Consider the following 21,782-nt stretch of genomic DNA (forward strand, 5'->3'; position numbering starts at 1 on the left):
CTGCAACCTCAAGAGCGCTTGAGGTCAACCCGATCTCGAGTGGGGAACTTTTCCCTTTACTCGTACTTTATGTAGATATAGTCCGACTGGACACACACGGGGGACGGGGCGATACCGAGGCTGCATGACCGACTTCATCCACATCTCGCTGGCTTTTCCGACTGTCATTTTCACTTTCCTTCTCGTGGTGGTCATCGCCTATTGGCTGGCCGTCATCACCGGTCTCTTCGAGCTTGAAGACGACGCCGCATGGCTGGGATTCGGGGGCGTTCCCGCCGGTGTCGCGCTGTCGCTCTTCGTCGCGCTCGCCTGGCTGCTGTGCTTGATCGGCGCCACGGTGACGAGCGGCGGCCTGCTCGTGGCCGTTCCCTTCGCCGCCTTGGCCGTGGCCTGGCTCGCCATACGTACGCTGCTGAAACCCTTGCGAGCGCTCTTCCCGCAAGGGGAGACGCGCTCGCGCAGCGACTTCGTGGGCCAGATGTGCGTGATCCGCACCGGCACCGCCACTCCGGACTTCGGCCAGGCCGAGGTCACCGCCGCCGACGGCTCTTCCGCGGTCGTGCAGGTGCGCACGACCGGCGCCGACCGCCTGTCCCGCGGCGAGCACGCACTGATCTTCGACTACGACAAAGACGGCGAGTTCTTCTTGGTCATGCCGTACGAAAGTGAGCACTGATGGACGTCATCTCCACCGGTTTCGGCGTTTTCCTCGCCGTCATCCTCGTCATCGTGATCGGCCTGCTGCTCGTGATCGGCCGCCTTTTCCGCAAGGTCGAGCAGGGCAAGGCACTCATCGTGTCGAAGATCAATAAGGTCGATGTGACGTTCACCGGCGCGGTGGTCCTTCCGGTCATCCATAAGGCCGAGGTCATGGACATCTCGGTCAAGACCATCGAGATCGAACGCACCGGCCGCGAGGGCCTGATCTGCCGCGACAACATCAGAGCCGACATCAAGATCACATTCTTCGTCCGCGTGAACAAGACCGCCGAAGACGTGATCAAGGTCGCGCAGGCCATCGGCACCGCCCGCGCCAGCGACGAGTCCACGCTGCAGGAGCTGTTCAACGCGAAGTTCTCCGAGGCGCTGAAGACCGCGGGCAAGCAGCTCGACTTCGTCGACCTCTACACCAAGCGCGACGAGTTCCGCGACGAAATCGTCCGGCTGATCGGCACCGACCTCAACGGCTACAGCCTTGAGGACGCCGCGATCGACTACCTGGAGCAGACCGCGCTGCACCAGCTCGACAAGAACAACATCCTCGACGCGCAGGGCATCCGCAAGATCACCGAGCTGACGGCGATCGAGCACGTGCGGACCAACGAGTACCAGCGCAACGAGGAGAAGGAGATCACCCGCCAGAACGTGGACGCCCGCGAGGCGATCCTGGAGCTGGAGCGCCGCCAGGCCGACGCGGAGATGAAGCAGCGCAGGGAGATCGAGACCGTCAAGGCCCGCGAGGAGGCGGAGATCGCCCGCGTCCAGGCCGAGGAGCGGCTGCGCGCCCAGACCGCGCACCTGAAGACCGACGAGCAGCTCGGCATCGCGAACGAGAACCGCGCCCGCGAGATCGCCGTCGCCGAGAAGAACCGCGAGCGGGTCATCGCCATCGAGTCCGAGCGCATCGAGAAGGACCGCATGCTGGAGGTCATCGCCCGCGAGCGGGAGACCGAGCTGTCGCGCATCGCCAAGGACAAGGAGATCGAGACCGAGAAGCGCTCGATCGCCGAGGTCATCCGCGAGCGCATCGCGGTGGACAAGACCGTGGCCGAGCAGGAGGAGGCCATCAAGCGGCTGCGCGTGGTCGAGGAGGCCGAGCGCACCCGCCAGCAGGTCATCATCGCCGCCGAGGCCGAGGCCCAGGAAAACCTGGTCAAGGACATCAAGGCCGCAGAAGCCGCCGAGGCCGCGTCCAAGTTCAAGGCCCGCGAGGAGCTGGTGCTCGCCGAGGCCCGGCAGCAGGCCGCCGACCTGGAGGCGCGCGCCAAGATCCGGCTGGCCGAGGGCCTGCAGGCCGAGGCCGCCGCGGCGGGCCTGGCCGAGGTGCAGGTCAAGGAGCGCGACGCCGAGGCCATCGAGAAGGTGGGCCGCGCCGAGGCGCTGGCGCTGAAGGAGCGGCTGGCCGCCGAGGCCGAGGGCGCCAGGGCGATGGCGCTGGTCGAGGGCGAGCGGCTCAAGGCCCAGGCCGAGGGCGAGCAGGCGATGGCGCATGCCGCCGCCGCTGCCGTGGGCGAGAAGCTGAAGGCCGAGGCCGAGGGTCTGACCGAGAAGGCCGCCGCGATGGCCGCGCTGGACGAGGCGAGCCGCGCCCACGAGGAGTACCGCCTGCGGCTGGAGGCCGACAAGGAGATCCGGCTCAAGCACATCGACGTCACCCGGCAGGTCGCCGAGTCGCAGGCCAGCGTGCTCGCGGCCGGGCTGTCCAAGGCCAACATCGACATCGTCGGCGGCGACACGATGTTCTTCGACAAGGTGGTCGGCTCGATCACCGCGGGCAAGGCCGTGGACGGGTTCGTGAACCACTCCAAGCTGGCCGACGCCATCGCCGCGCCGTACGTCAACGGCGAGGCGAGCTTCGCGCAGGACCTGGCGAACGTGATCGGCGGCGTGAGCACGGAAGACCTCAAGAACGTCACCGTCTCGGCCCTGCTCATGCGGCTCATCCAGAACGGCGGCCCGCAGTCGTCGGCCCTGCATGAGCTGCTGGAGACCGCCCGCAGGCTGGGCGTGGCGGACTCGCCGGTCTCGGTGGCGGCCGCCTCGCCGGTGTCCGTGCCGGCCGGCGCCAAGTGAGCTCGCTCGAAACGAGCCTGGAGGCGGGCACCTACGAGGTGCTGAGGAACCGCCTCCAGGCTCAGGCCAAGGCGCTCGCCGAGGCGGCGGCCAGGCTCAACGACGAGCGGCTGAAGGTGTTCGGCGGCACGGAGCTGCGCCTGCTCGGCACCGAGCGCATCCGTACGGAGCACAACTGCGTCCCCAGGGACATCGTCTCCCTGGGCGACGTGATGCTCTTCGGCTACAACGTGTTCATCGGGCTCAAGCCGGAGACGACGGTGTCCGACGTGTTCGCCGTGCACCGCTTCTCCAGGGACGGCGACGCCTTCCGCTTCGACACCGACCGGCTGGCGGCGCTGGAGGACCCGGCGTTCAAGAAGGACTTCGCCGAGCTGTACCGGTACTACAAGGAGACCCGGCTGCAGCAGCTCAGGCGGGTCGAGGGCAAGCTGCTCGCGGTGTTCATGACCGGACCCGGCGACACGCGGGTGCTGCGCTGGGCGGTCGACGAGCACGGAGTACCGAAGTACCTGGACAACCGGGGCGAGCGGGACCACGTGTTCCCGCCGTCCCACGACTTCGAGTGGATCGCCACCACCCGCGACGACCACGTGCTCGGCCGCCACCCGCACATCTCGATCGAGGGCGAGGTGTTCGTCGAGACCGTCGGCGGCGACCTCACCATCAAGATCGAGGACAACACGGAGACCGGGGCGGGCATCTACGCCGAGCCCGTGGCCGAGCCGCTGCAGAGCCTCGGCGACGCCGACGTCGAGTACGCCCGCGTCGGGCCGCTCATCCTCATGCGGATCCGGCCGTACAAGGAGCCCGACTGGCGCTACCTGGTGTTCAACACCCGCACCAAGGCCGTCGAGCGGCTCGACGGCATCGGGCAGGCGTGCCAGCGGCTGCCCGAGGACCAGGGGCTGATCTTCCCCGGCGGCTACTACCTGGCCACCGGGGTCAGCAAGACGTTCGACACCGACGTCACGGACCTGGAGTTCGAGCGCGTGGTGCGCTCACCCAACGGCGAGGACGTCCTGTACGTCTTCCACGCCAGGGGCGACGGGCGCTCGCTGCTGCTGCCGTACAACGTGATCAGGAAGGAGGTGGCCACCCCCATCGTCTGCCACGGGTACTCGCTGTTCGACGACGGCACGATGGTGGTCTTCCGCGCCACCTCCGACGAGCCGACGCGGGTGCACCCCATGCAGGTGTGGCAGACGCCGTACGTGTCCGACACGTACGCCGCCGCCCAGCCCGCCGGCACCGGCCCCCTGGAGCGCATCGGCAACGCCGAGCTGGTGCGCGGCATCTCCGACTGCCTGTCGGTGGCGCGGATGGTCGAGGAGATGGCGCCGTCGGCCGGCACGTTCGAGGGGCTGATCGCGGCCTGCACACGGGCGTTCGACTCCTACCACTGGCTGGGCGAGCACGGCCTGCTCGGGCCGCTCACCGACGTCCGCGCCACCGCCGAGCAGGTGCTCGACGAGTACGAGAACGTCGAGCAGCTCACCCGCGAGGCCGCGCGCACGCTGGCGGCGGCCGAGGAGGAGACCGCCCGGCTCGTCCGCCGCGCGCAGGCCGACGACCCGGCCACCGCCGACGCCTGGGTGACGCTGCTGGCCACGCTGCGCCGCGCCCAGGGCCACCTGGTGACGCTGCGCGAGACCCGTTACATCGACCTGGCCGCGCTCGACCGGCTGTCGGAGGCCGTCGCCGAGGCGGTGGACGACACCGGTCGGCGGGCCGTCGCCTTCCTGTCCGGCGAGGACGCCTTCACCGAGTACCACGCCGCCGTGGAACGCCTGGCCGCCGAGGCCGCCGCCATCGAGACCGCCGCCGAGGCCGCGCCCGTCGCCGACCGGCTCGCCGAGCAGGCCGAGGGGCTTGAGGTCGTCACCGAGGTCGTCGGGTCGCTGGACATCGCCGACGCGACCGTGCGCACCTCGATCCTGAGCCGCATCGCCGAGGTGCTCGGCGGCGTGAACCGGGCCAGGGCCGTGCTCGACGGCCGCCGTCGCGAGCTGCTCGGCGCGGAGGGCAGGGCCGCGTTCGCCGCCGAGTTCGCGCTGCTCGGGCAGGCCGTCACCGGCGCGCTCGCGATGGCCGACACGCCCGCCAAGTGCGACGAGCAGCTCGGCCGGCTGATGCTGCAGATCGAGAACCTGGAGACGCGCTTCGGCGAGTTCGACGACTTCGCCGCGCAGCTCGCCGCCAAGCGCGAGGACGTCTACGAGGCGTTCTCCGCGCGCAAGCAGACCCAGCTCGACGAGCTGGCCAGGCGCGCCGACCGGGTCTTCGCCTCCGCCGAGCGGGTGCTGTCGGGCGTCAGCAGGCGGCTCGGCTCGCTCGCTTCGCTGGACGAGGTCAACACCTACTTCGCCACCGACCCGATGGTGGCCAAGGTCCGCTCGGCCGCAGCCGAGCTGCGCGAGCTGGGCGACGCCGTACGGGCCGAGGAGCTGGAGGGCCGGGTCAAGGCCGCGCAGCAGGAGGCGGGCCGGGCCCTGCGCGACCGCCTCGACCTGTACGACGACGGCGGCGAGACGCTGCGGCTCGGCCACCACCGCTTCGCGGTCAACACCCAGCCGATCGACCTGACGCTCGTGCCGCACGACGGCTCGATGCACTTCGCGATCACCGGCACCGACTACCGGGCGCCGGTGCCCGACTCGTTCGCCGACACCCGGCCGTTCTGGGAGCAGACGCTGGTGTCGGAGACGCCGGAGGTGTACCGGGCGGAGTACCTCGCGGTCTCCCTGCTCGACGAGGTCACGCCGGGCGCGCCGCTCGCCGACGTCGTCAGGCGCGCCGCCGAGTCGCGCTACGACGAGGGATACGAGCGCGGCGTCCACGACCACGACGCCACGCTCATCCTCGACACGCTGGTCCGGCTCCGCGACGGGGCGGGGCTGCTGCGCTATCCGGCGGACGTACGGGCGGCGGCGCAGCTCTTCTGGGCCTTCGGGACGGACGAGGTTTCACGTAAAACATTGGCCACCCGGGCCGCGTCGCTGGTGCGCGCCAGGGAGCTGTTCGGCCCCTCGGCGGCGGTCGCCGAGCTGGCCGGGGAGCTGGGCGCGGCGATCGCCCGCTTCATCGAGCAGACGGCCCCCTCCTGGCCGTCCGGGCTCGCGCCGCTCGCGGGCGAGTACCTGGTGGAGGAGCTGGGCGGCACTCCCGCCGGCTTCGTCACCGGGAAGGCGGCGCGGGACCTGCTCGAAGGGTTCCGTGACGCGCTCGGCCCGGCCAAGAGCCGCGAGTTCGACGACGATCTGAAGACGCTTCCGCTGCCGGAACGCCTCCAGCTCGCCGACGCCTGGCTGAGCGCGTACCGCAAGGGGCCCGAGCTGCCCGAGGCGGTCGCGGTGCTGCTGTGCGACCTGCCCCGCCACGACTCCAGCGCCACCACGGCCGAGACCGTGCACGGCCTGCTCGGCACCCACCCGCGCATCAAGGACCGCTCGCTCGACCTGCGGCTGGACGAGATCCTGCCGCGCGTGCGGCGGTTCGCGGCCGAGCGGGTGCCGGCCTTCCGCGCCTACCAGCGGCGCAGGAGCGAGCTGGTCGAGGCCGAGCGCCGCCGCCTGCGCCTCGACGAGTACAAGCCGAAGGTGATGAGCGCCTTCGTCCGCAACCGGCTGCTCGACGAGGTCTACCTGCCGCTCATCGGCGACAACCTGGCCAAGCAGCTCGGGGCGGCCGGGGCGGGCAAACGTACGGACCAGAACGGCCTGCTGCTGCTCATCTCGCCGCCCGGCTACGGCAAGACCACGCTGATGGAGTACGTGGCCAGCCGCCTCGGCCTGGTCTTCGTCAAGGTCAACGGCCCCGCGCTGGGCCACGAGGTGACCTCGCTCGACCCGGCCGACGCGCCCGACGCCACGGCCAGGCAGGAGGTCGAGAAGATCTCGTTCGCCTTGGAGACGGGCAACAACACCCTGCTCTACCTGGACGACATCCAGCACACCTCGCCCGAGCTGCTGCAGAAGTTCATCTCGCTGTGCGACGCCCAGCGCCGCATCGAGGGCGTCTGGAACGGGCGCACGAAGACGTACGACCTGCGCGGCAAGCGGTTCGCGGTGGTCATGGCCGGCAACCCGTACACCGAGTCGGGCAAGCGCTTCCAGATCCCCGACATGCTCGCCAACCGGGCCGACGTGTGGAACCTGGGCGACGTGCTCACCGGGCGGGAGGAGCTGTTCGCGCTCAGCTACATCGACAACGCGCTGACCTCCAACCCGGTGCTCACGCCGCTCTCCGGCCGCGACCGGTCCGACGTCGAGCTGCTGGTACGCCTGGCCAAGGGCGACACCACCGTCCAGCCGGACCAGCTCAAGCACCCGTACACCAAGCCCGAGCTGGAACGGATCCTGGACGTGCTGGGCAAGCTGATCCGGGTCCAGGAGGTGGTGCTGGCCAACAACCGGGCCTACATCGCCTCGGCGGCCCAGGCGGACTCGGCGCGTACGGAGCCGCCGTATCGGCTGCAGGGGTCGTACCGGAACATGAACAAGATGGCCGAGCGCATCGTGCCCGCGATGAACGATGCCGAGCTGGAAGCGCTGATCGACGATCACTATCTGGGCGAGGCGCAGACGCTGACCGCCGACGCCGAGGCCAACCTGCTCAAGCTGGCCGAGCTGCGCGGCCGGCTGACCCCCGCTCAGGCGGAGCGTTGGGCGGCGGTCAAGGCCGCGTACCTGCGGGACAAGGCGCTGGGCGGGGCCGAGGACGACCCGATGGTGCGCGCGGTCGGCGCGCTCGGCCTGCTCGCCGACCGTGTGGGCGAGGTCGGCTCGGCGATCGAGCGCTCGAACCGCTGAAGGGCCTCGCGCTTCGCGCGGCCAGGCAGGCGGAACGGCCTCACCTCTGTACGGCGTTCGGGGGCGGCGTGGCAGGACCGCCGCCCCCGAACCGGGGAAGCGCCGGATGTCCTCCCCCTGGTGGGAGGCGGCCAGAACCGGAGGGAAAGCCTGTGCCGCCCCCTGGCTGAGGTGGTCAGAGCCGGATGGAGGCGGCGCGGGTGACCGCCTCCTGGCTTGCGGGCACGAGCGGGAGGCGGACGTCCGGCGTCGGGATGAGCCCGCGGGCGTGCAGCACGCCCTTGATGACGGTCGGGTTGGGCTCGGCGAACAGCGCCGCCGACAGCCGGGCCAGCCGCCGCCCGAGGTCGCGGGCCCGTGCCACGTCCCGGGTGTGCCAGGCGGTCACCAGGTCGGCGAAGCTCCTGGTCTCCAGGTGCGCGGAGGCCAGGATGCCGCCCACCGCGCCGAGCGCCAGCATCGGCGAGATGACCGCGTCGTCGCCGCCCAGCACGGCGAAGCCCTCGGGCACGTCGCCCAGCAGATCGACGGCGTCCTGATCGACGCCGCCCGTCGCGTACTTCACCCCCGCGATGTTCGGGTGCGCGGCGAGCCGCCGCAGCGTGGCCGCGCTCACGGCCTGCCCGGTCCGGTACGGGATGTGGTAGATCACCAGCGGCACCGGCGACTCCTCGGCCAGCGCCTCGAAGTGCGCGATGACGCCGCGCTCGCCGGGCCGCAGGAAGTACGGCACGGTCACCAGCGCCGCGCTCACCCCGGAGGGCAGCGCGCGCAGGGCCGCCGCCGTGCCGCGGGTGTCGTTGCCGGTGACGCCCACCGTCAGCGGGACCTCCCGCTCGGCGCAGACCCGCGCGCACGCCTCGATCACCCGCGCCCGCTCGTCCTGGTCGAGCGCCGCGACCTCACCGGTGGTGCCGAGCGCGACCAGCCCGGACGCGCCCTCGTCGAGCACGTGGCGGCCGAGCTTCTCGATGGCGTCCACGGCCACCGCGCCGGCGGCGTCGAAGGGAGTGATCAGCGGTACGTGGATTCCGGTCAGCATGCTTCGAGCGTGCCGCCCCGCCATACGTTAGGTCCAGCACGGATTTCTTCGTTCGAGCTTAAGCTGAACTTATGCTCGATCCTCGCAAGCTGCACCTTCTCCGCGAGCTGGCCAGGCGCGGCACGATCGCCGCCGTCGCCGAGGCGGTCACGTTCACGCCGTCGGCCGTCTCCCAGCAGCTCAGCGCGCTCGAACGGGAGGCGGGGGTGCCGCTGCTCGAGCGCACCGGGCGCACGGTGACGCTGACGCCCGCGGGTCACCTGCTGGTCGAGCATGCGCAGGCCGTGCTTGAGCAGCTCGAACGCGCCTCCGCCGCGCTCGCCGCCGCCCGCGGCGGGCCCCTGGGTCCGCTGCGCATCGGCGCGTTCCCCACGGCGGCCCGTGTGCTGCTGCCGCCCGCGCTCGCCGACCTGACCGGCTCGCACCCGGGCCTTGAGCCGATGGTGTCGGAGATCGACCCCGCCGACGTCTCGGCCGCGCTGCGGGCCGGGGAGCTGGACGTGGCGCTCGTGCACGAGTACGACTTCGTCCCGCCCGTCACCGACGCGTCCATCGAGACGGAGCCGCTGTTCAGCGAGCCGATGTACCTCACCGACCGGCCGTCGATCGCCGCCGCCCGCGACGACCCCTGGATCACCGGCAAGCCCGGCACGCTCTGCCACCTGATGGCGATCAGGGCCTGCCAGGCGGCCGGGTTCGAGCCGATCGTCCGGCATCACATCGACGACTTCGACACCGTGCTCGCCTTCGCCGCCGCGGGTCAGGGGGTCGCGCTCGTGCCGCACCTCGCGGCCACCGCGCCGCCGGAGGGCGTCCGGCTCACCCCTCTGCCGCTCGGCCGCCGCACGCTCGCGGCCTTCAGACGCGGGAACGGCGAGCACCCGGCCATCAGAGCGGCCGTCACCGCCTTCCGCTCCGCCACCGCCCACCTGCCGCTCTGACCCGGCGGGTCGCGCGGAGAGCGGCGGCCGGTCTATCGGCCGAGCACGGCGTCCAGGGCGGCCACCGCGCTGGTGTGCGCGCGGTCGTACTCCCCCGCCGTCATCGCCACCACGAGCCGCTCATCGGGTACGAGGAGCAGCCGCTGACCGCCGTTGCCGACGGCCTGGGCCCGATCGCCGCCGCGTCCCTCGTGATGATCTCGACGATGAGCGCACTCGCGCCGCCGTAGTAGCGCCACCGCGTCACCCGCTCGGCCGGTCCCATGGTCATCCCTTCGCCGAGCCGGACGTCGCCGCGCGCAGCTCGGCCAGTGCCCGCTCCCACGGGTCGCCGTCGCGGTCGAGGACGAAGCGTACGCCGTCGGCCTGCAGGTCGCGGACGCTGCGCCGGTACGCGGTGCGCGACGACAGCGCCTCGTTGACGAACGGCAGCACCACCACCGGCCGGCCCAGCCCAGGCGCCTCTGCCAGCACGCCCAGCGCGTACGTGTCCGCGATGCCCTGCGCGAACTTGTTGATCGTGTTGTACGTGGCGGGCGCCACCACGAACGCGTCGGCCCTGGGCGGCTTGGGTTCGTGCGGCTTGCGGTAGCGGCTGCGCACGGGCCGCCCGGTCTGGCGTTCGAGGGCCGGCACGTCGATGAAGTCGAGCGCCGACGGCGTGGCCACGACCTGCACCTCCCAGCCGTCGTCCTGCGCCATGCCGACGAACCTGCCGACCTCGGAGGCCGCGCCCGCGGCGCAGACCACGAGGTAGAGCTCCCCCTTCACGCGCTGCCCTCCCACACCCGGCGAAACCGATGTCCAGCATCCCCTATTTCGCCGGGAAACGGCCACGCGCGACGACACCCCGCTCACACGCCGCCCGCGCCACCGCGCCCGCCGTCGCACGAACCGCACCACCACACCCGCCGTCACACGAACCGCACCACCACACCCGCCGTGCCGACCATCCCCGCCGTCAGACGGCCTTCGTGGTCTCCGCGGCCGAGAGCGGCGCGGCGATGTCCTCCAGCCCCTTGCGTTCCGCCTTCACGCCCAGGAACAGCTCCACGAGCCCGCCCGCGATCATGATCAGCGCGCCGATGGTGAACGCCAGCGCCGTGTCCCCCGGCACCCCGCTCTCCACCAGCGAGGAGAACACCAGCGGACCGGCGATGCCGCCCGCCGCCGTACCGATGGCGAAGAAGAACGCGATGGCCATGGCCCTGGTCTCCATGGGGAAGATCTCGCTGACCGTCAGGTACGCCGAGCTCGCCCCCGCCGAGGCCACGAACAGCACCACCGACCAGCACGCAGTCAGCGTCACCGCCGTCAGCGCGCCCTCGTTGAACAGCCACGCCGTGCCCAGCAGCAGCACCCCCGACCCGATGTACGTGGCCGAGATCATCGGAATCCTGCCGATCGTGTCGAAGAGGTGGCCGAGCAGCAGCGGGCCGAAGAAGTTGCCGAGCGCGATGACCGCGAAGTAGTAACCCGTGTAGGTGTCGATGCCGAAGAACGTGGACAGGATCTGCGCGTACCCGAAGGTGATGGCGTTGTAGAGGAACGCCTGCCCGATGAAGAGCGACAGCCCCAGCACCGTGCGCTTGGGGTAGAGCGCGACCATGGTGTGCGCGATCCGGACGAACCCGATCGACTTGCGCTGGTGGATGGTCATCGCCTTGTCGGGCTCCGGCAGGTCGTCCCGGCCGATCTGGCGCTCGACGTCGTCGACGAGCTGTTCGGCCTCGCGGTCCCTGCCGTGGATGAACAGCCAGCGCGGGCTCTCCGGCACGTTGCGGCGTACCAGAAGGATGGCCAGACCCAGCACCACGCCCAGACCGAACGCGACCCGCCACCCGATGTTGACCGGCAGGTCGTTGAGCAGCGGCACGGTCAGCAGCGCGCCGCCCGCCGCACCGAGCCAGTAGCTGCCGTTGATGATGATGTCGATGCGACCTCGATGCCGGCTCGGGATCAGTTCGTCGATGGCGGAGTTGATGGCCGCGTACTCGCCGCCGATGCCGAACCCCGTGATGAACCGGAACAGGAAGAACCACCACGCGCTGAAGGAGAGCGCGGTCAGCAGCGTCGCCACCAGATAGACGACCAGCGTGATGATGAACAGCTTCTTGCGGCCGAACCTGTCGGTCAGCCAGCCGAAGAACAACGCTCCCGAGCACGCGCCCGCGACGTAGAGCGCGGCCGCCGTACCCGCCACCTGCGCCTGTGTGATGTCGAGGCCGCTGCCTGGCGTGGCGAGCCGCGCCGAGAGGTTACCGACGATCGTGACCTCGAGCCCGTCGAGGATCCACACGGTGCCGAGGCCGATGACGATCATCCAATGCCAGCGGGACCATGGCAGCCGATCAAGCCGGGCGGGCACCTTCGTGGTGATGGTGCCGGTTTCAACGTCGCTCATAAGGTCACGTCGCTACCCGGTGAGCGGAATTTCTATCCGGTCGGCTTCCTGGCCTCGACGATCGTGGTGGCGAACCAGGGACCGCCGTACCAGTAGCGCCACCCGGCATCGCGCCGCCGCACGTCGATCACGCCGAGGTCGCGCAGCGTCTGCTCGTAGTCGGGGGCGTGCTGGAAGTCGGCGAGCAGCATGAGCCCGCCGGGCCGCAGCACCCGGTACGCCTCGCGCACGGCCTGCGCGCGGCCCTCGGCCGACGGGATGTTGTGCAGCGCCAGGCCGGAGAGCACGACGTCGAAGCCGTCGTCGCGAAAGGGCAGGTCGCGCAGGTCGCCGGTGACCAGGTCCACCCGGTCGGCGACGCCTTCCGCCTCGGCGTTGGCCCTGGCCGCGGCCTCGGTGTTGCCCGTCTGGTCCTTCGAGAGCCACAGGTCGACGCCGGTCGCCCGGCCGCCGTCGGTCAGCCGTCTGGCGGCCGTCAGCAGCACCGCGCCCCGGCCGCAGCCGAGGTCGAGCACCCGTTCGTCGCCGCGCAGCCGCCGCAGCTCCTCGTCCCAGACCGCGAACTTGCCGCGCCTGGTCGTGTAGAGGTAGCTGAACGCGCTGGCCAGCGTGTAAAGCCCGCCGAAGGTGAACGCGACGCCCGCGGCGGCGACGTCGACGACGAACGAGATCACCGCGAGGGCCAGCAACAAGATCGCGCCCAGGAAGAGGCCCACCAGGGGCCACGGCGCGTCGAAACCGTAACGACCGTGTCGCTTGCGCACACTCAAGTTATATCTCAAGTTTCGCTTGACTGGTATTTGAAGCAACTCTTCCCTTTCGCGCCAAGGGCCCGGAGCGGAGCATTACTACCGTTGCTGGGATGGGCCGTCTATGGGGGTTTGACCAGGCATGACGGGAGCAAATCGACGCTTCGGACTCGGCGCGAGCCTCGCGCTGACGGTGGCCTCGACACTGCTGTGGGGCGTCGCCCACCTCGCCGTGGAGCGCCGCAGAACAGGGCTGGCGCTGATGGCCGCGTACGTGCTGATGCTGGCCGGCGTGCTGACCGTGTTCACCGCGTTCAGCACCCACCTGCTCTCGCTGGCCGTGCAGCCCTACTGGCTGTCCTGGCTCACCGCCGGGGTCGCGGTGATCGCCCTGGCCTGGACCGGCGTGATCGTGTGGTCGTGGCTCCTCGTCCGGCCCGAGCGCTCCGACACCGTCGGCCGCTTCTTCAGCACCACGCTGACGGTCGCGCTGTGCGCGCTCATCCTCGCGCCCACCGTGTACGCCACCCGCCTCGCCTACCTGTCCCGCGACGTCGTCAACACGCTCTTCACGCCCAGCAGCACCACCGCGCCCGTGCTCGCCCAGGACCCGTGGAACGGTGCGGAGCGGGTCAACTTCCTGCTGCTCGGCGGTGACGCCGCGCCGGGGCGTCCGGGGGTGCGTACCGACAGCATCACCGTGGCCAGCGTGGACGTGGAGACCGGCGCCACCGTGCTGTTCGGCCTGCCGCGCAACCTGCAGCGGGTGCCGCTGCCCGCCGGCCCGGCCAGGGACCTCTTCCCGTACGGCTTCACCGGCAGCGGCCCAGACACGCCGGGGCTGCTCAACGAGATCTACCAGTACGCCGAGGATCACCCCGAGATGGTGCCCGGCGTGGCGGCGGGCAAGCGCGGATCCACCCTTTTGAAGGCCACTGTCAGCGACATCCTCGGCATCCCGGTGAGCTACTACGCCATGGTGGACATGAAGGGCTTCGCCGAGATCATCGACGCCATGGGCGGCGTGCAGGTCACGATCAAGGCCCCCATCGTGTACGGCAAGTACCGCGAGGGCCTGCTGCCCGCCGGCACCCGCAAGCTCTCCGGCCAGGAGGCGCTCTGGTTCGGCCGCTCGCGCACCGACAGCGACGACTACGTCCGCATGGGCCGCCAGAAGTGCCTGCTCAACGCCGTCGCCAAGCAGGCCGACCCGGTGACGGTGCTGAACAGCTTCGAACGCCTCGCCGCCGCCACCAAGCGCGCCATCTCCACCGACCTCCCCCAGGACCTGCTGCCCGCCGTCATCGACCTGGCCGGCAAGGTCAAGAACGCCAAGATCCGCAGCCTGAGCTTCGTGCCGCCGCTGATCAACACCGCGTACCCGGACTGGTACCTCATCCGCCGCAAGGTCAAGGAAGCGCTCGACCCGCCCGCCTCGACCACGACCGCGACCGCCCACGCCCCCACCGCCACCACCACCCCCGCCCAGGACGACCCCCTCACCCTGGACACCGCCTGCCAGTAGGCCCTCCCCGATCGCCGATGAGCCCCTGGGGCTCTGGTGAGTCCCGGGCCCCGGCGAGCCACGGGCCCCGGTGAGCGCGTCGGCGAAAGCCCACCACCCCACCGCCACGCGTCTCGCACCAAGAGCGAGTGGGGCCACTGCGCGGCTCAGGCAGGCGAGCGCCTTGGGCCACTGCAAGCTCGGACCGGTGGGCCCCTCCGGCCGGTTGCAGGCTCGGACCGGTGAGCCACTCCGGCCGGTTGCAGGCTCGGACCGGTGAGCCACTCCGGCCGGTTGCAGGCTCGGACCGGTGAGCCACTCCGGCCGGTTGCAGGCTCGGACCGGTGAGCGCCTTCGGACGGGCGAGCGCCCCGGCCCGCCGGCGATGGCAGATCGCCGCCGGCGATGGCACATCGCCGCCAGCGGGCGCCCTCACGCCCCGGCCCGCCGATAAGGCGCGCTACCACCGCCGGCGTGGCGCGCCGCACCCGCCGGCAAGACGCCCGTGCCCGCCGGCGAGACGCGCCGTGCCCGCCAGTGAGACGCCGTGCCCGCCGGTGAGCAGCCTGCGTCCGACGACGAGCTGCCCACGTCCGCCGGTGAGCAGCCCGCGCGCCCGCTGGCGAGCAGCACGTCCCCGCCGATAAGCCGCGTACCCCCACAACCCCCAGCGACGCACTCGGCCACTCGCCCGCCACTCGCCCGGCGCAGCCGAAAAAGGGCTCTCAACCTTCACGCGCTGTGGCATGATGATGACCACCGCAACTGGAAACGGTTTTCATCATCATTCTTGGAGCATCCCGTGAGAGTGGCGTTCGTCGGAAAGGGCGGAAGCGGCAAGACGACGATCTCTGCCCTGTTCGCCAGGCACGTGGCAGGTCAGGGCGCCCCGGTGGTCGCCATGGACGCCGACATCAACCAGCACCTCGCCCTGGTGCTCGGCCTGGACCGCCAGCCCGAGCCGCTGGGCGCCCACCTCACCGAGATCAAAGACCGGCTGCGCGGCACCAACCCCCGCATCCCGTCCGCCGACGCCATGGTCAAGACCACCCCTCCGGGCCGCGGCTCCACCCTGCTCGACTTCGAAGACCTGCTCACCGACCCCTACGGCCTGACCACCCCCGACGGCGTGCGCCTGCTCGCCACCGGCCCGTTCAGCGAGGACGACCTGGGCGTGGCCTGCTACCACTCCAAGGTCGGCGCCGTCGAGCTGCTGCTCAACCACCTGATCGATGGCCCCGGCGAGTACGTCGTCGTCGACATGACGGCGGGCGCCGACTCCTTCGCCTCGGGCCTGTTCACCCGCTTCGACCTGACGTTCCTGGTGGCCGAGCCGACCCGGCAGGGCGTCAGCGTCTACCGCCAATACCGCGACTACGCGGCCCAGTACGACGTCGCCCTGGCCGTGGTCGGCAACAAGGTGCACAACGAGTCCGACGTCGAGTTCCTGCGCGAGCACGTAGGTGACGATCTCCTTACCTGGATGGAGCACTCCGCCGCCGTCCGCGCGCTGGAGCAGGGCCGCCACTTCACTCTCGACGACCTCGAGCCGGCCAACGCCGACGCGCTCGCGCTGCTCCGCAAGACCCTCGACGAGCAGCAGAAAGACTGGGCGAAGTTCGGCCGCCAGACCATCGAGTTCCACCTGCGCAACGCCGAGGCGTGGGGCAACGCCCGCACCGGCCGCGACCTGGCCGAGCAGATCGACCCCGACTTCGTCTACGGCCCCACGACCACATGACTGTGCCGGTCAAGGCTCTGGAGCATGCCCGCTCCAGCGATCTAACGTCCGATTTGAGCCCATCCGAGAGGAGACAGCATGTCGCTGACCGTTCCGAACGATCTGCTCGACCAGGCCAAAGCCGGTGAGGTGGACGACGAGGCGTTCCTCGCCTGCGTCCGCGACTCGCTGCCGTACGCGTGGTCGCTGATCAGCGACCTGGTCAAGCAGCGTGAGCAGAGCGGGGCCGAGTTCGCCGACAACCAGGTGCCGCCGCCGTCGGAAGAGGCACGCGGCCAGCTCCTGCGCTGCATGGCGAGCGACTCGATGCGCGGCGCGCTTGAGCGCCACTACGGCGTGCGCCTGGCCTTCCAGAACTGCCACCGGGTCGCCGTCTTCGACCCGACGGCCACGAAGGCGCTGGCCGACTTCGTCACCCCGCGCGCGCAGATCCTCAACCAGAAACCGGAGCTCGTCGACTGCTGAGCTTCCTCCGGCGAGCCGGCTCCCCGGCTCGCCGGCCGGCGGCCCGCGCGCCACACCGCTCGGAAACGAAGCGGCCGGACAGCGGGCGGTGCGAGCCGCACAGAGGGCGGTGCAAGCCGCGCAAAGGGCGGTGCAAGCCGCACAGAGGCGGAGCGAGCCGCGTCCGCGGTCAATGGTCGCGGAGCAGCGGCAGCACCTCGGCGCCGAACCGGCTGATGTTCTCCAGCGTCCGCCGGTGCTCGCCGAGCCCTTCCACCAGCAGCACGAAGTGCTCGATGCCGGTGCGTTCCGAGGTCCGGCGCAGGGTGTCGGCGCAGTGCTTGGGCGACCCGACCGGGTGGATCTTCGTGAGCAGTTCGACGTAGTCGTCCACGTCGCGGTGCGGCCGTGGCCGATCGTCCACCGGCTCGTATCCGGCGAGGCCGGGCCCCAGCCAGGCCGGCATCGTACGCATGAGCTCGTGCGCCGCCCCGATCGTCGAGTCGGCCACGTACGCCACCCCCGCCGCCACGTGCTCGACCGGCGGCCCGCCGAAGGCGCGGTAGCGCTCGACCATGGCGGCCTTCTCGTCGTCTCCGATGTGCAGCCCGAGCAGCATGGGCAGCCCGCGCTCGGCCGCCAGCCGCACGGTCGGCTCAGAGGTGCAGGCGACGACCGGCCGCATCCGCGCCTGCGGCACCATCGTCACCTCGCGGAAGCGGAAGAACTCGCCGTCCGCCGAGACCCGCCCATCCGACAGGGCGGCGAGCAGCAGGTCGAGCGACTCGCCGAAGCCCCGCTCGAACCGTTCGAGTCCGGTGCCGAACACCTCGAGGTCCACCCACGGCCCGCCCCTGCCGACGCCGAGCGTGAACCGCCCGCCCGACAGGTGGTGCAGCACCGCCGCCTGCTCGGCGAGCGCCACGGGATGCTGCGTGGACAGCACGCTCACGGCCGTGCCCAGCCCGATGCGGCTGGTACGTCCCGCCGCGACGGCGGCCAGCGTGGTGGGCGACGGGCACACGCCGTACGGCATGAAGTGGTGCTCGGCGATCCACGCGTCGTCGAACCCCGCCTCCTCCGCCGCGACGATCCACTCGACGGCGTCGGCCAGCACCCGCCCGGCCTCCCGCCCGGGGAACAGCCCCGCGACGACAAAGATCCCGATCCGCATGCTCGGAATGATGACCGATGCCAGGGCGCGTATGCGGGCCGACATGCGGAGCCCGCCCACACCCGCCCCGCGCAGCGACACCTGCCCACGCCGGGCGAACACCCGGAACGCATCTCACCCCAGCAGGGCGCCTCACACCCGGAGCGGACCCACGCACCGCGAAAACGCTCCGCACACCACGCGCCGCCGGCGCCCGCTCCACCTCACGCGAACGCTCGGCCCACCCCGGGCGAACACTCAGCCGGAGAGCCGGCGCGCGGACCCCTCAGCCGAAGAGGCTGACCTGGCCTTCTCCGACGAGCGGGTCGCGGTGATGCTTCAAATGCCGCCATTGGGGCAGCTCGTCAAGGTATGACCAGGAGAGCCGGTGGTGCTGGGTGGGTCCCAGCCGTGCCAGCGCCTCCTGATGCGCGGGCGAGGGGTAGCCCGCGTTCTCCGCGAAGCCGTACTCGTCGCAGCCGAGCGAGGCCATGTAGGCGTCGCGCCGCACCTTGGCGAGGACGGAGGCCGCGGCGACCGAGATGCTGGCCGCGTCCCCCTTGACCTCGAGCCGCACCGGCCACGGCGCTCCGATGTAGTCGTGCTTGCCGTCGAGGATCACCGCGTCGGGGCGTACCGGCAGGGCCTCGAGCGCCCTGCGCGCCGCCCGGCGCAGCGCCTCGGTCATGCCGAGCGTGTCGATCTCGCGGTGGCTCGCCTCGCCGTAGCCGACGCCGGCGGCCCATTCGGCCAGCTCGGCGGCCAGCGGCCCGCGCTTGGCCTCGGAGATCTGCTTGGAGTCCGTGAGCCCGGCGGGCGGCTCTGACAGGTCGGTGACGACCGCGCAGACCAGGACGGGCCCGGCCCAGGCGCCGCGGCCCACCTCGTCGACGCCCGCGACCGTGCGCGTGCTTGGCTGGGAGAGCAGGAGTCGCTCGATCTCGTACGTAGGCGCCATGGCCGCAGACGCTACCGCGATCGCGCGCCCCAGGCGGACCGAACGATCGAGGGTCACTCGCCGAACTGCCGCCCGGCCACGTGCTTGGCCGAGCTCACGCGGACGTCGAGCCCGTCGAGCGGCGGCTGGTCGGTGCGGGAGCGCTCGGCCAGGCTGACCGGCTCAAGGTCGGCGGCGATCAGGCGGGCGGCCACGTGGATGGCCCGCAGCGTCACCGACACCGACGGCCGGTGCACGCTGGAGCCGCGGGCGACGGCGTGCACGTCGCGGCCCACCGGGTTGCCGGGGAACTGCCGCACGGCCAGCCCCCGCACCCCGGCGGCCAAAGCGAGCGCGGGTACGGCGGCGATGCCGATGCCCTTGGCGACGAGCGACAGGATGGTCCCGAGACCTTCGAACTCCCACGGGCTCGGCCTGGTGCCGCCCACGTCGACGAGCAACCGGTCCACGGCCAGACGCGAGGGCTCACCGTCCGGCGTGGCCATCCACGGCTCATCGCGCAGCTCGCGCAGGTCAACGGGCACGTCGGGGTCGGCCAGGCGGTGCTTGCGCGGCACGACGAGCACGAGCGGGTCGTGCAGCAGCGGGAAGACGCGCAGGCTGTCGCTGTCGCGGACGCGGCCGTACCAGTCGTCCACGAGCGCGATGTCCACCTCGCCCGACTGCACCTCGCGCAGGCCCCGCCCCGACCTGCTCTGACCGAGCCGCAACGTCAGCTCGGTGTGGCGGCGCAAGGAGCGGGCGAGCGCGGGCGCGAACGCCACCGCGGCGGTGGGGAAGGCGGTGACGACGACCCGCCCGGCCGGCTTGCCCGCGTGGGCGGACAGGTCGGACTCGGCCTCCTCGACCATCGACAGGATGCGCTCGGCGTGCATGACGAGGCGGCGGCCCGCGTCGGTCAGCTCGGCGCTGCGCGCGGTCCTGTCGATGAGGGCGGTGCCGGTCTCGCGTTCGAGCGCGGCCAGCTGCTGGGAGACGGCCGATGGACTGTAGCCCAGCGACTCCGCCGCCGCCGCGATGCTGCCCTTCCTAGCGAACTCGCAGATCAGGACCAAACGTCTCAATTCGAGCATCAGACTTCCTTATGCCTACCCACGAAAAGCCTCGCTTGTGCTGATGCCTTCATCCAATCACCCTGGGAACGTGACAAACATGACCGTGACCCTGTCCGCCACTCTGGCGGCCAACGAGGACATCGAACGAAGACGGCGCGCCGGGGAACGCGTGCTGCACCTGGCCTTCGGCGAGGCAGGTCTGCCCGTCCACCCGGCGCTGCGCGACAAGCTGGCCGCCGCATCAGAACGCAACGGCTACGGGCCGGTCGCGGGGGCGTCCGGACTGCGCGCCGCGGCGGCGGGCTACTGGACACGACGGGGGCTGACCACCGACTCCGACATGGTCGTCTGCGGCCCCGGCAGCAAGTCGCTGCTGTACGGCCTGCTGCTGGCGATCGGCGGTGACATCGTTCTGCCCGTGCCCAGCTGGGTGAGCTACGCCGCGCAGGCCGACCTCGTGGGATCGCGTCCCATCCTGGTGCCCGCACCACCGGGAGAGGGCGGTGTGCCCGATCCCGACGTGGTGGCGGCCGAGGTGCGCAGCGCCAGGTCGCGCGGCAGGACCGTCAGCTCGGTGCTGGTGACGCTGCCCGACAACCCGACCGGCCGGCTGGCCACTCCCGAGACGGTGGCCCGCCTGGCCCAGGTCGCCCGCGAGCTCGACCTGACGATCATCTCCGACGAGATCTACCGCGACCTCGTGCACGAGCCCGGCCTGACCTACACCTCCCCGGCGGAGCTGGCGCCCGAGCGCACGATCATCACGACCGGACTGAGCAAGAGCCTCGCGCTGGGCGGCTGGCGGATCGGCGTGGCCCGGCTGCCGGAGAACGGCGCCCTGCGCAGGAACCTGCTCGCGGTGGCCAGCGAGATCTGGTCCGCCCCCGCTGCGCCGGTCCAGGAGGCCGCGACCTACGCCTTCAGCGACCCGCCCGAGCTGACCGAGCGCATCGCCCGCAGCCGCCGCCTGCACGGCACGCTGGCGAGGGCCGTGCACGAGCGCTTCGCGGAGATCGGCGCCGAGGCGCCCGTCCCGCAGGGCGGCTTCTACCTCTATCCCGACCTCGGCCACCTCAGGCTCGGCGGCTCCGCCGAGATCACCAAGATCCTGCTGGAGAACCACGGCATCGGCGTCCTGCCGGGTCACGCGTTCGGCGACGACCCCTCGGCCGCCCGCGTGCGCGTCGCGGTGAGCCTGCTCTACGGCGACACCGCCGAGCAGCGTGAGGCCGCTCTGCACAGCCCGGACCCGCTCCGGCTGCCGTGGATAGCCGACAATCTCGACTTCCTGTCGACGGGGCTGAAAGAGCTGGCCCTGGTCCGTCACGGCGCGGTGAGCCGGCCGCATCCGGCGTTCGTCACCGCCCCATGTCACGGTTAGGCGAATCTTTCCCCAAGAGCGGGTTTACCCTCCCCCAAAAGGGGCCTCTGACCTGCGGAAACACCATGGCCGTCACAGCGGCGGAAAGTTCCTGCGCGAAAGCCTGGTCACAGGGGTGCCCACCAGCCTCCATCATGTGCTCATGCCCGCTCTTGTCACCCTGTCCGGGCGCTTCGTGCGCCTGGAGCCTCTCAGCCTCGCGGCGGTCGATGACCTGGTCGCCGCGGCGAGTGAAGACCGTTCCACTTACGCCTTCACTCGCGTCCCGAACGGCAGGGACGAGGTGGTCTCCTACGTGGAGGCGGCCATGGCTGAGCAGGCGGAGGGCCGCTCTTTGCCCTTCGCCATCCGGTGGCTCAACACCGACCGCGTGGTCGGTGCCACCCGTCTCATGAACCTGGAGTACTGGCAGGGCCCCATGCCCTGGCCACCGGGTACGCGAGGTGCGGTGGGCGACATCCCGTCCGTGGCGGACATCGGTTACACCTGGCTGGGCGCGAGCGCCCAGGGCACCGGGGTCAACCGGGAGAGCAAATACCTGCTGCTCTCGCACGCCTTCGACGACTGGAACGTCCACCGCATCACGCTGAAGGCCGACGTACGCAACACCAGATCCCGGGCCGCCATCGAGGCCCTCGGCGCACACTTCGACGGGGTGCGGCGAGCGGACAGCCGGGGCGCCGACAATACGGTCCGAGATACCGCCTTCTACTCGATCCTGAACTCTGAATGGCCGGCCGTGCGCGACCGGCTGCGCACGAGGCTCGGTCTGGTCGAGGCAGCCTGAAACCGTCCGCCCATGGCCC

Annotated in this window: 17 protein-coding genes; 9 read left to right on the forward strand and 8 right to left on the reverse strand. The window is 71.1% G+C overall.

What is annotated here, in order from left to right:
• The first annotated feature begins 124 nt into the window (after positions 1–124).
• Genes ACFMQL_RS13290 through ACFMQL_RS13300 form a run of 3 tightly spaced genes read left to right on the forward strand, consistent with a single transcriptional unit; the run spans position 125 to position 7,604 of the window.
• Positions 125–676 (forward strand): hypothetical protein, encoded by a 552-nt coding sequence (locus tag ACFMQL_RS13290; RefSeq protein WP_378785815.1) that lies wholly within the window; start codon positions 125–127, stop codon positions 674–676.
• Positions 676–2,793: an SPFH domain-containing protein gene (locus ACFMQL_RS13295; RefSeq protein WP_378785816.1), complete on the forward strand. Its 2,118-nt coding sequence runs from the start codon at positions 676–678 to the stop codon at positions 2,791–2,793. Before ACFMQL_RS13290 ends, ACFMQL_RS13295 begins: the two co-directional genes overlap by 1 nt.
• Positions 2,790–7,604, forward strand: coding sequence for a DNA repair ATPase (locus tag ACFMQL_RS13300; protein ID WP_378785817.1), 4,815 nt, complete (start codon positions 2,790–2,792; stop codon positions 7,602–7,604). Before ACFMQL_RS13295 ends, ACFMQL_RS13300 begins: the two co-directional genes overlap by 4 nt.
• Positions 7,605–7,779: 175 nt before the next feature.
• Here ACFMQL_RS13300 and dapA read toward each other — a convergent pair whose 3' ends face one another.
• Entirely contained in the window at positions 7,780–8,646 is an 867-nt protein-coding gene (gene dapA / locus ACFMQL_RS13305) for a 4-hydroxy-tetrahydrodipicolinate synthase (protein ID WP_378785818.1), read from the reverse strand.
• A 71-nt stretch (positions 8,647–8,717) separates the two neighbouring features.
• On the opposite strand from dapA, the gene ACFMQL_RS13310 reads away from it, so the two are divergent.
• Complete coding sequence (locus tag ACFMQL_RS13310) at positions 8,718–9,587, forward strand: LysR family transcriptional regulator (RefSeq protein ID WP_378785819.1); 870 nt, start codon at positions 8,718–8,720, stop codon at positions 9,585–9,587.
• Between the two features lie 32 nt (positions 9,588–9,619).
• On the opposite strand, the gene ACFMQL_RS13315 is transcribed toward ACFMQL_RS13310, so the two are convergent.
• The 4 genes from ACFMQL_RS13315 to ACFMQL_RS13330 all read right to left on the reverse strand — a co-directional run bounded on the left by ACFMQL_RS13315 (position 9,620) and on the right by ACFMQL_RS13330 (position 12,755).
• Positions 9,620–9,826 (reverse strand): hypothetical protein, encoded by a 207-nt coding sequence (locus tag ACFMQL_RS13315; RefSeq protein WP_378785820.1) that lies wholly within the window; start codon positions 9,824–9,826, stop codon positions 9,620–9,622.
• Positions 9,827–9,854: 28 nt separating this feature from the next.
• Positions 9,855–10,358 (reverse strand): flavoprotein, encoded by a 504-nt coding sequence (locus ACFMQL_RS13320; protein WP_364064392.1) that lies wholly within the window; start codon positions 10,356–10,358, stop codon positions 9,855–9,857.
• A gap of 190 nt (positions 10,359–10,548) precedes the next feature.
• Entirely contained in the window at positions 10,549–11,991 is a 1,443-nt protein-coding gene (locus ACFMQL_RS13325) for an MFS transporter (protein ID WP_364064395.1), read from the reverse strand.
• A 32-nt stretch (positions 11,992–12,023) separates the two neighbouring features.
• Complete coding sequence (locus ACFMQL_RS13330) at positions 12,024–12,755, reverse strand: class I SAM-dependent methyltransferase (RefSeq protein WP_364064397.1); 732 nt, start codon at positions 12,753–12,755, stop codon at positions 12,024–12,026.
• 127 nt (positions 12,756–12,882) lie between these two features.
• Here ACFMQL_RS13330 and ACFMQL_RS13335 point away from each other — a divergent pair, with 127 nt between their 5' ends.
• The 3 genes from ACFMQL_RS13335 (at position 12,883) to ACFMQL_RS13345 (ending at position 16,450) form a co-directional block, all read left to right on the forward strand.
• A complete protein-coding gene (locus ACFMQL_RS13335) occupies positions 12,883–14,265 on the forward strand; it encodes an LCP family protein (RefSeq protein ID WP_364064399.1) in 1,383 nt (460 codons plus the stop codon).
• A 781-nt stretch (positions 14,266–15,046) separates the two neighbouring features.
• The gene (locus ACFMQL_RS13340) at positions 15,047–15,985 is read left to right on the forward strand and encodes an ATP-binding protein (RefSeq protein WP_364064402.1); all 939 of its coding nucleotides are present in this window, start codon (positions 15,047–15,049) and stop codon (positions 15,983–15,985) included.
• A gap of 78 nt (positions 15,986–16,063) precedes the next feature.
• Positions 16,064–16,450: an SCO5389 family protein gene (locus tag ACFMQL_RS13345; RefSeq protein ID WP_364064403.1), complete on the forward strand. Its 387-nt coding sequence runs from the start codon at positions 16,064–16,066 to the stop codon at positions 16,448–16,450.
• 169 nt (positions 16,451–16,619) lie between these two features.
• Here ACFMQL_RS13345 and ACFMQL_RS13350 read toward each other — a convergent pair whose 3' ends face one another.
• From ACFMQL_RS13350 to ACFMQL_RS13360, 3 genes are all read right to left on the reverse strand, one after another.
• A complete protein-coding gene (locus tag ACFMQL_RS13350; protein ID WP_364064405.1) occupies positions 16,620–17,603 on the reverse strand; it encodes an LLM class flavin-dependent oxidoreductase in 984 nt (327 codons plus the stop codon).
• A 265-nt stretch (positions 17,604–17,868) separates the two neighbouring features.
• Complete coding sequence (locus ACFMQL_RS13355; RefSeq protein ID WP_364064755.1) at positions 17,869–18,561, reverse strand: ribonuclease HII; 693 nt, start codon at positions 18,559–18,561, stop codon at positions 17,869–17,871.
• A gap of 32 nt (positions 18,562–18,593) precedes the next feature.
• Entirely contained in the window at positions 18,594–19,613 is a 1,020-nt protein-coding gene (locus ACFMQL_RS13360; protein WP_364064408.1) for a LysR family transcriptional regulator, read from the reverse strand.
• 79 nt (positions 19,614–19,692) lie between these two features.
• Between ACFMQL_RS13360 and ACFMQL_RS13365 the strand changes: the two genes are divergently transcribed.
• Both ACFMQL_RS13365 and ACFMQL_RS13370 read left to right on the forward strand, forming a co-directional pair.
• Entirely contained in the window at positions 19,693–20,976 is a 1,284-nt protein-coding gene (locus ACFMQL_RS13365) for a pyridoxal phosphate-dependent aminotransferase (protein ID WP_378785821.1), read from the forward strand.
• Between the two features lie 142 nt (positions 20,977–21,118).
• Positions 21,119–21,763, forward strand: a complete 645-nt coding sequence (locus ACFMQL_RS13370) for a GNAT family protein (RefSeq protein ID WP_364064414.1) — start codon at positions 21,119–21,121, stop codon at positions 21,761–21,763.
• The last annotated feature ends 19 nt before the right edge of the window (positions 21,764–21,782 follow it).

This window comes from Nonomuraea fastidiosa (assembly GCF_042751225.1).
Lineage (GTDB): Bacteria > Actinomycetota > Actinomycetes > Streptosporangiales > Streptosporangiaceae > Nonomuraea > Nonomuraea fastidiosa.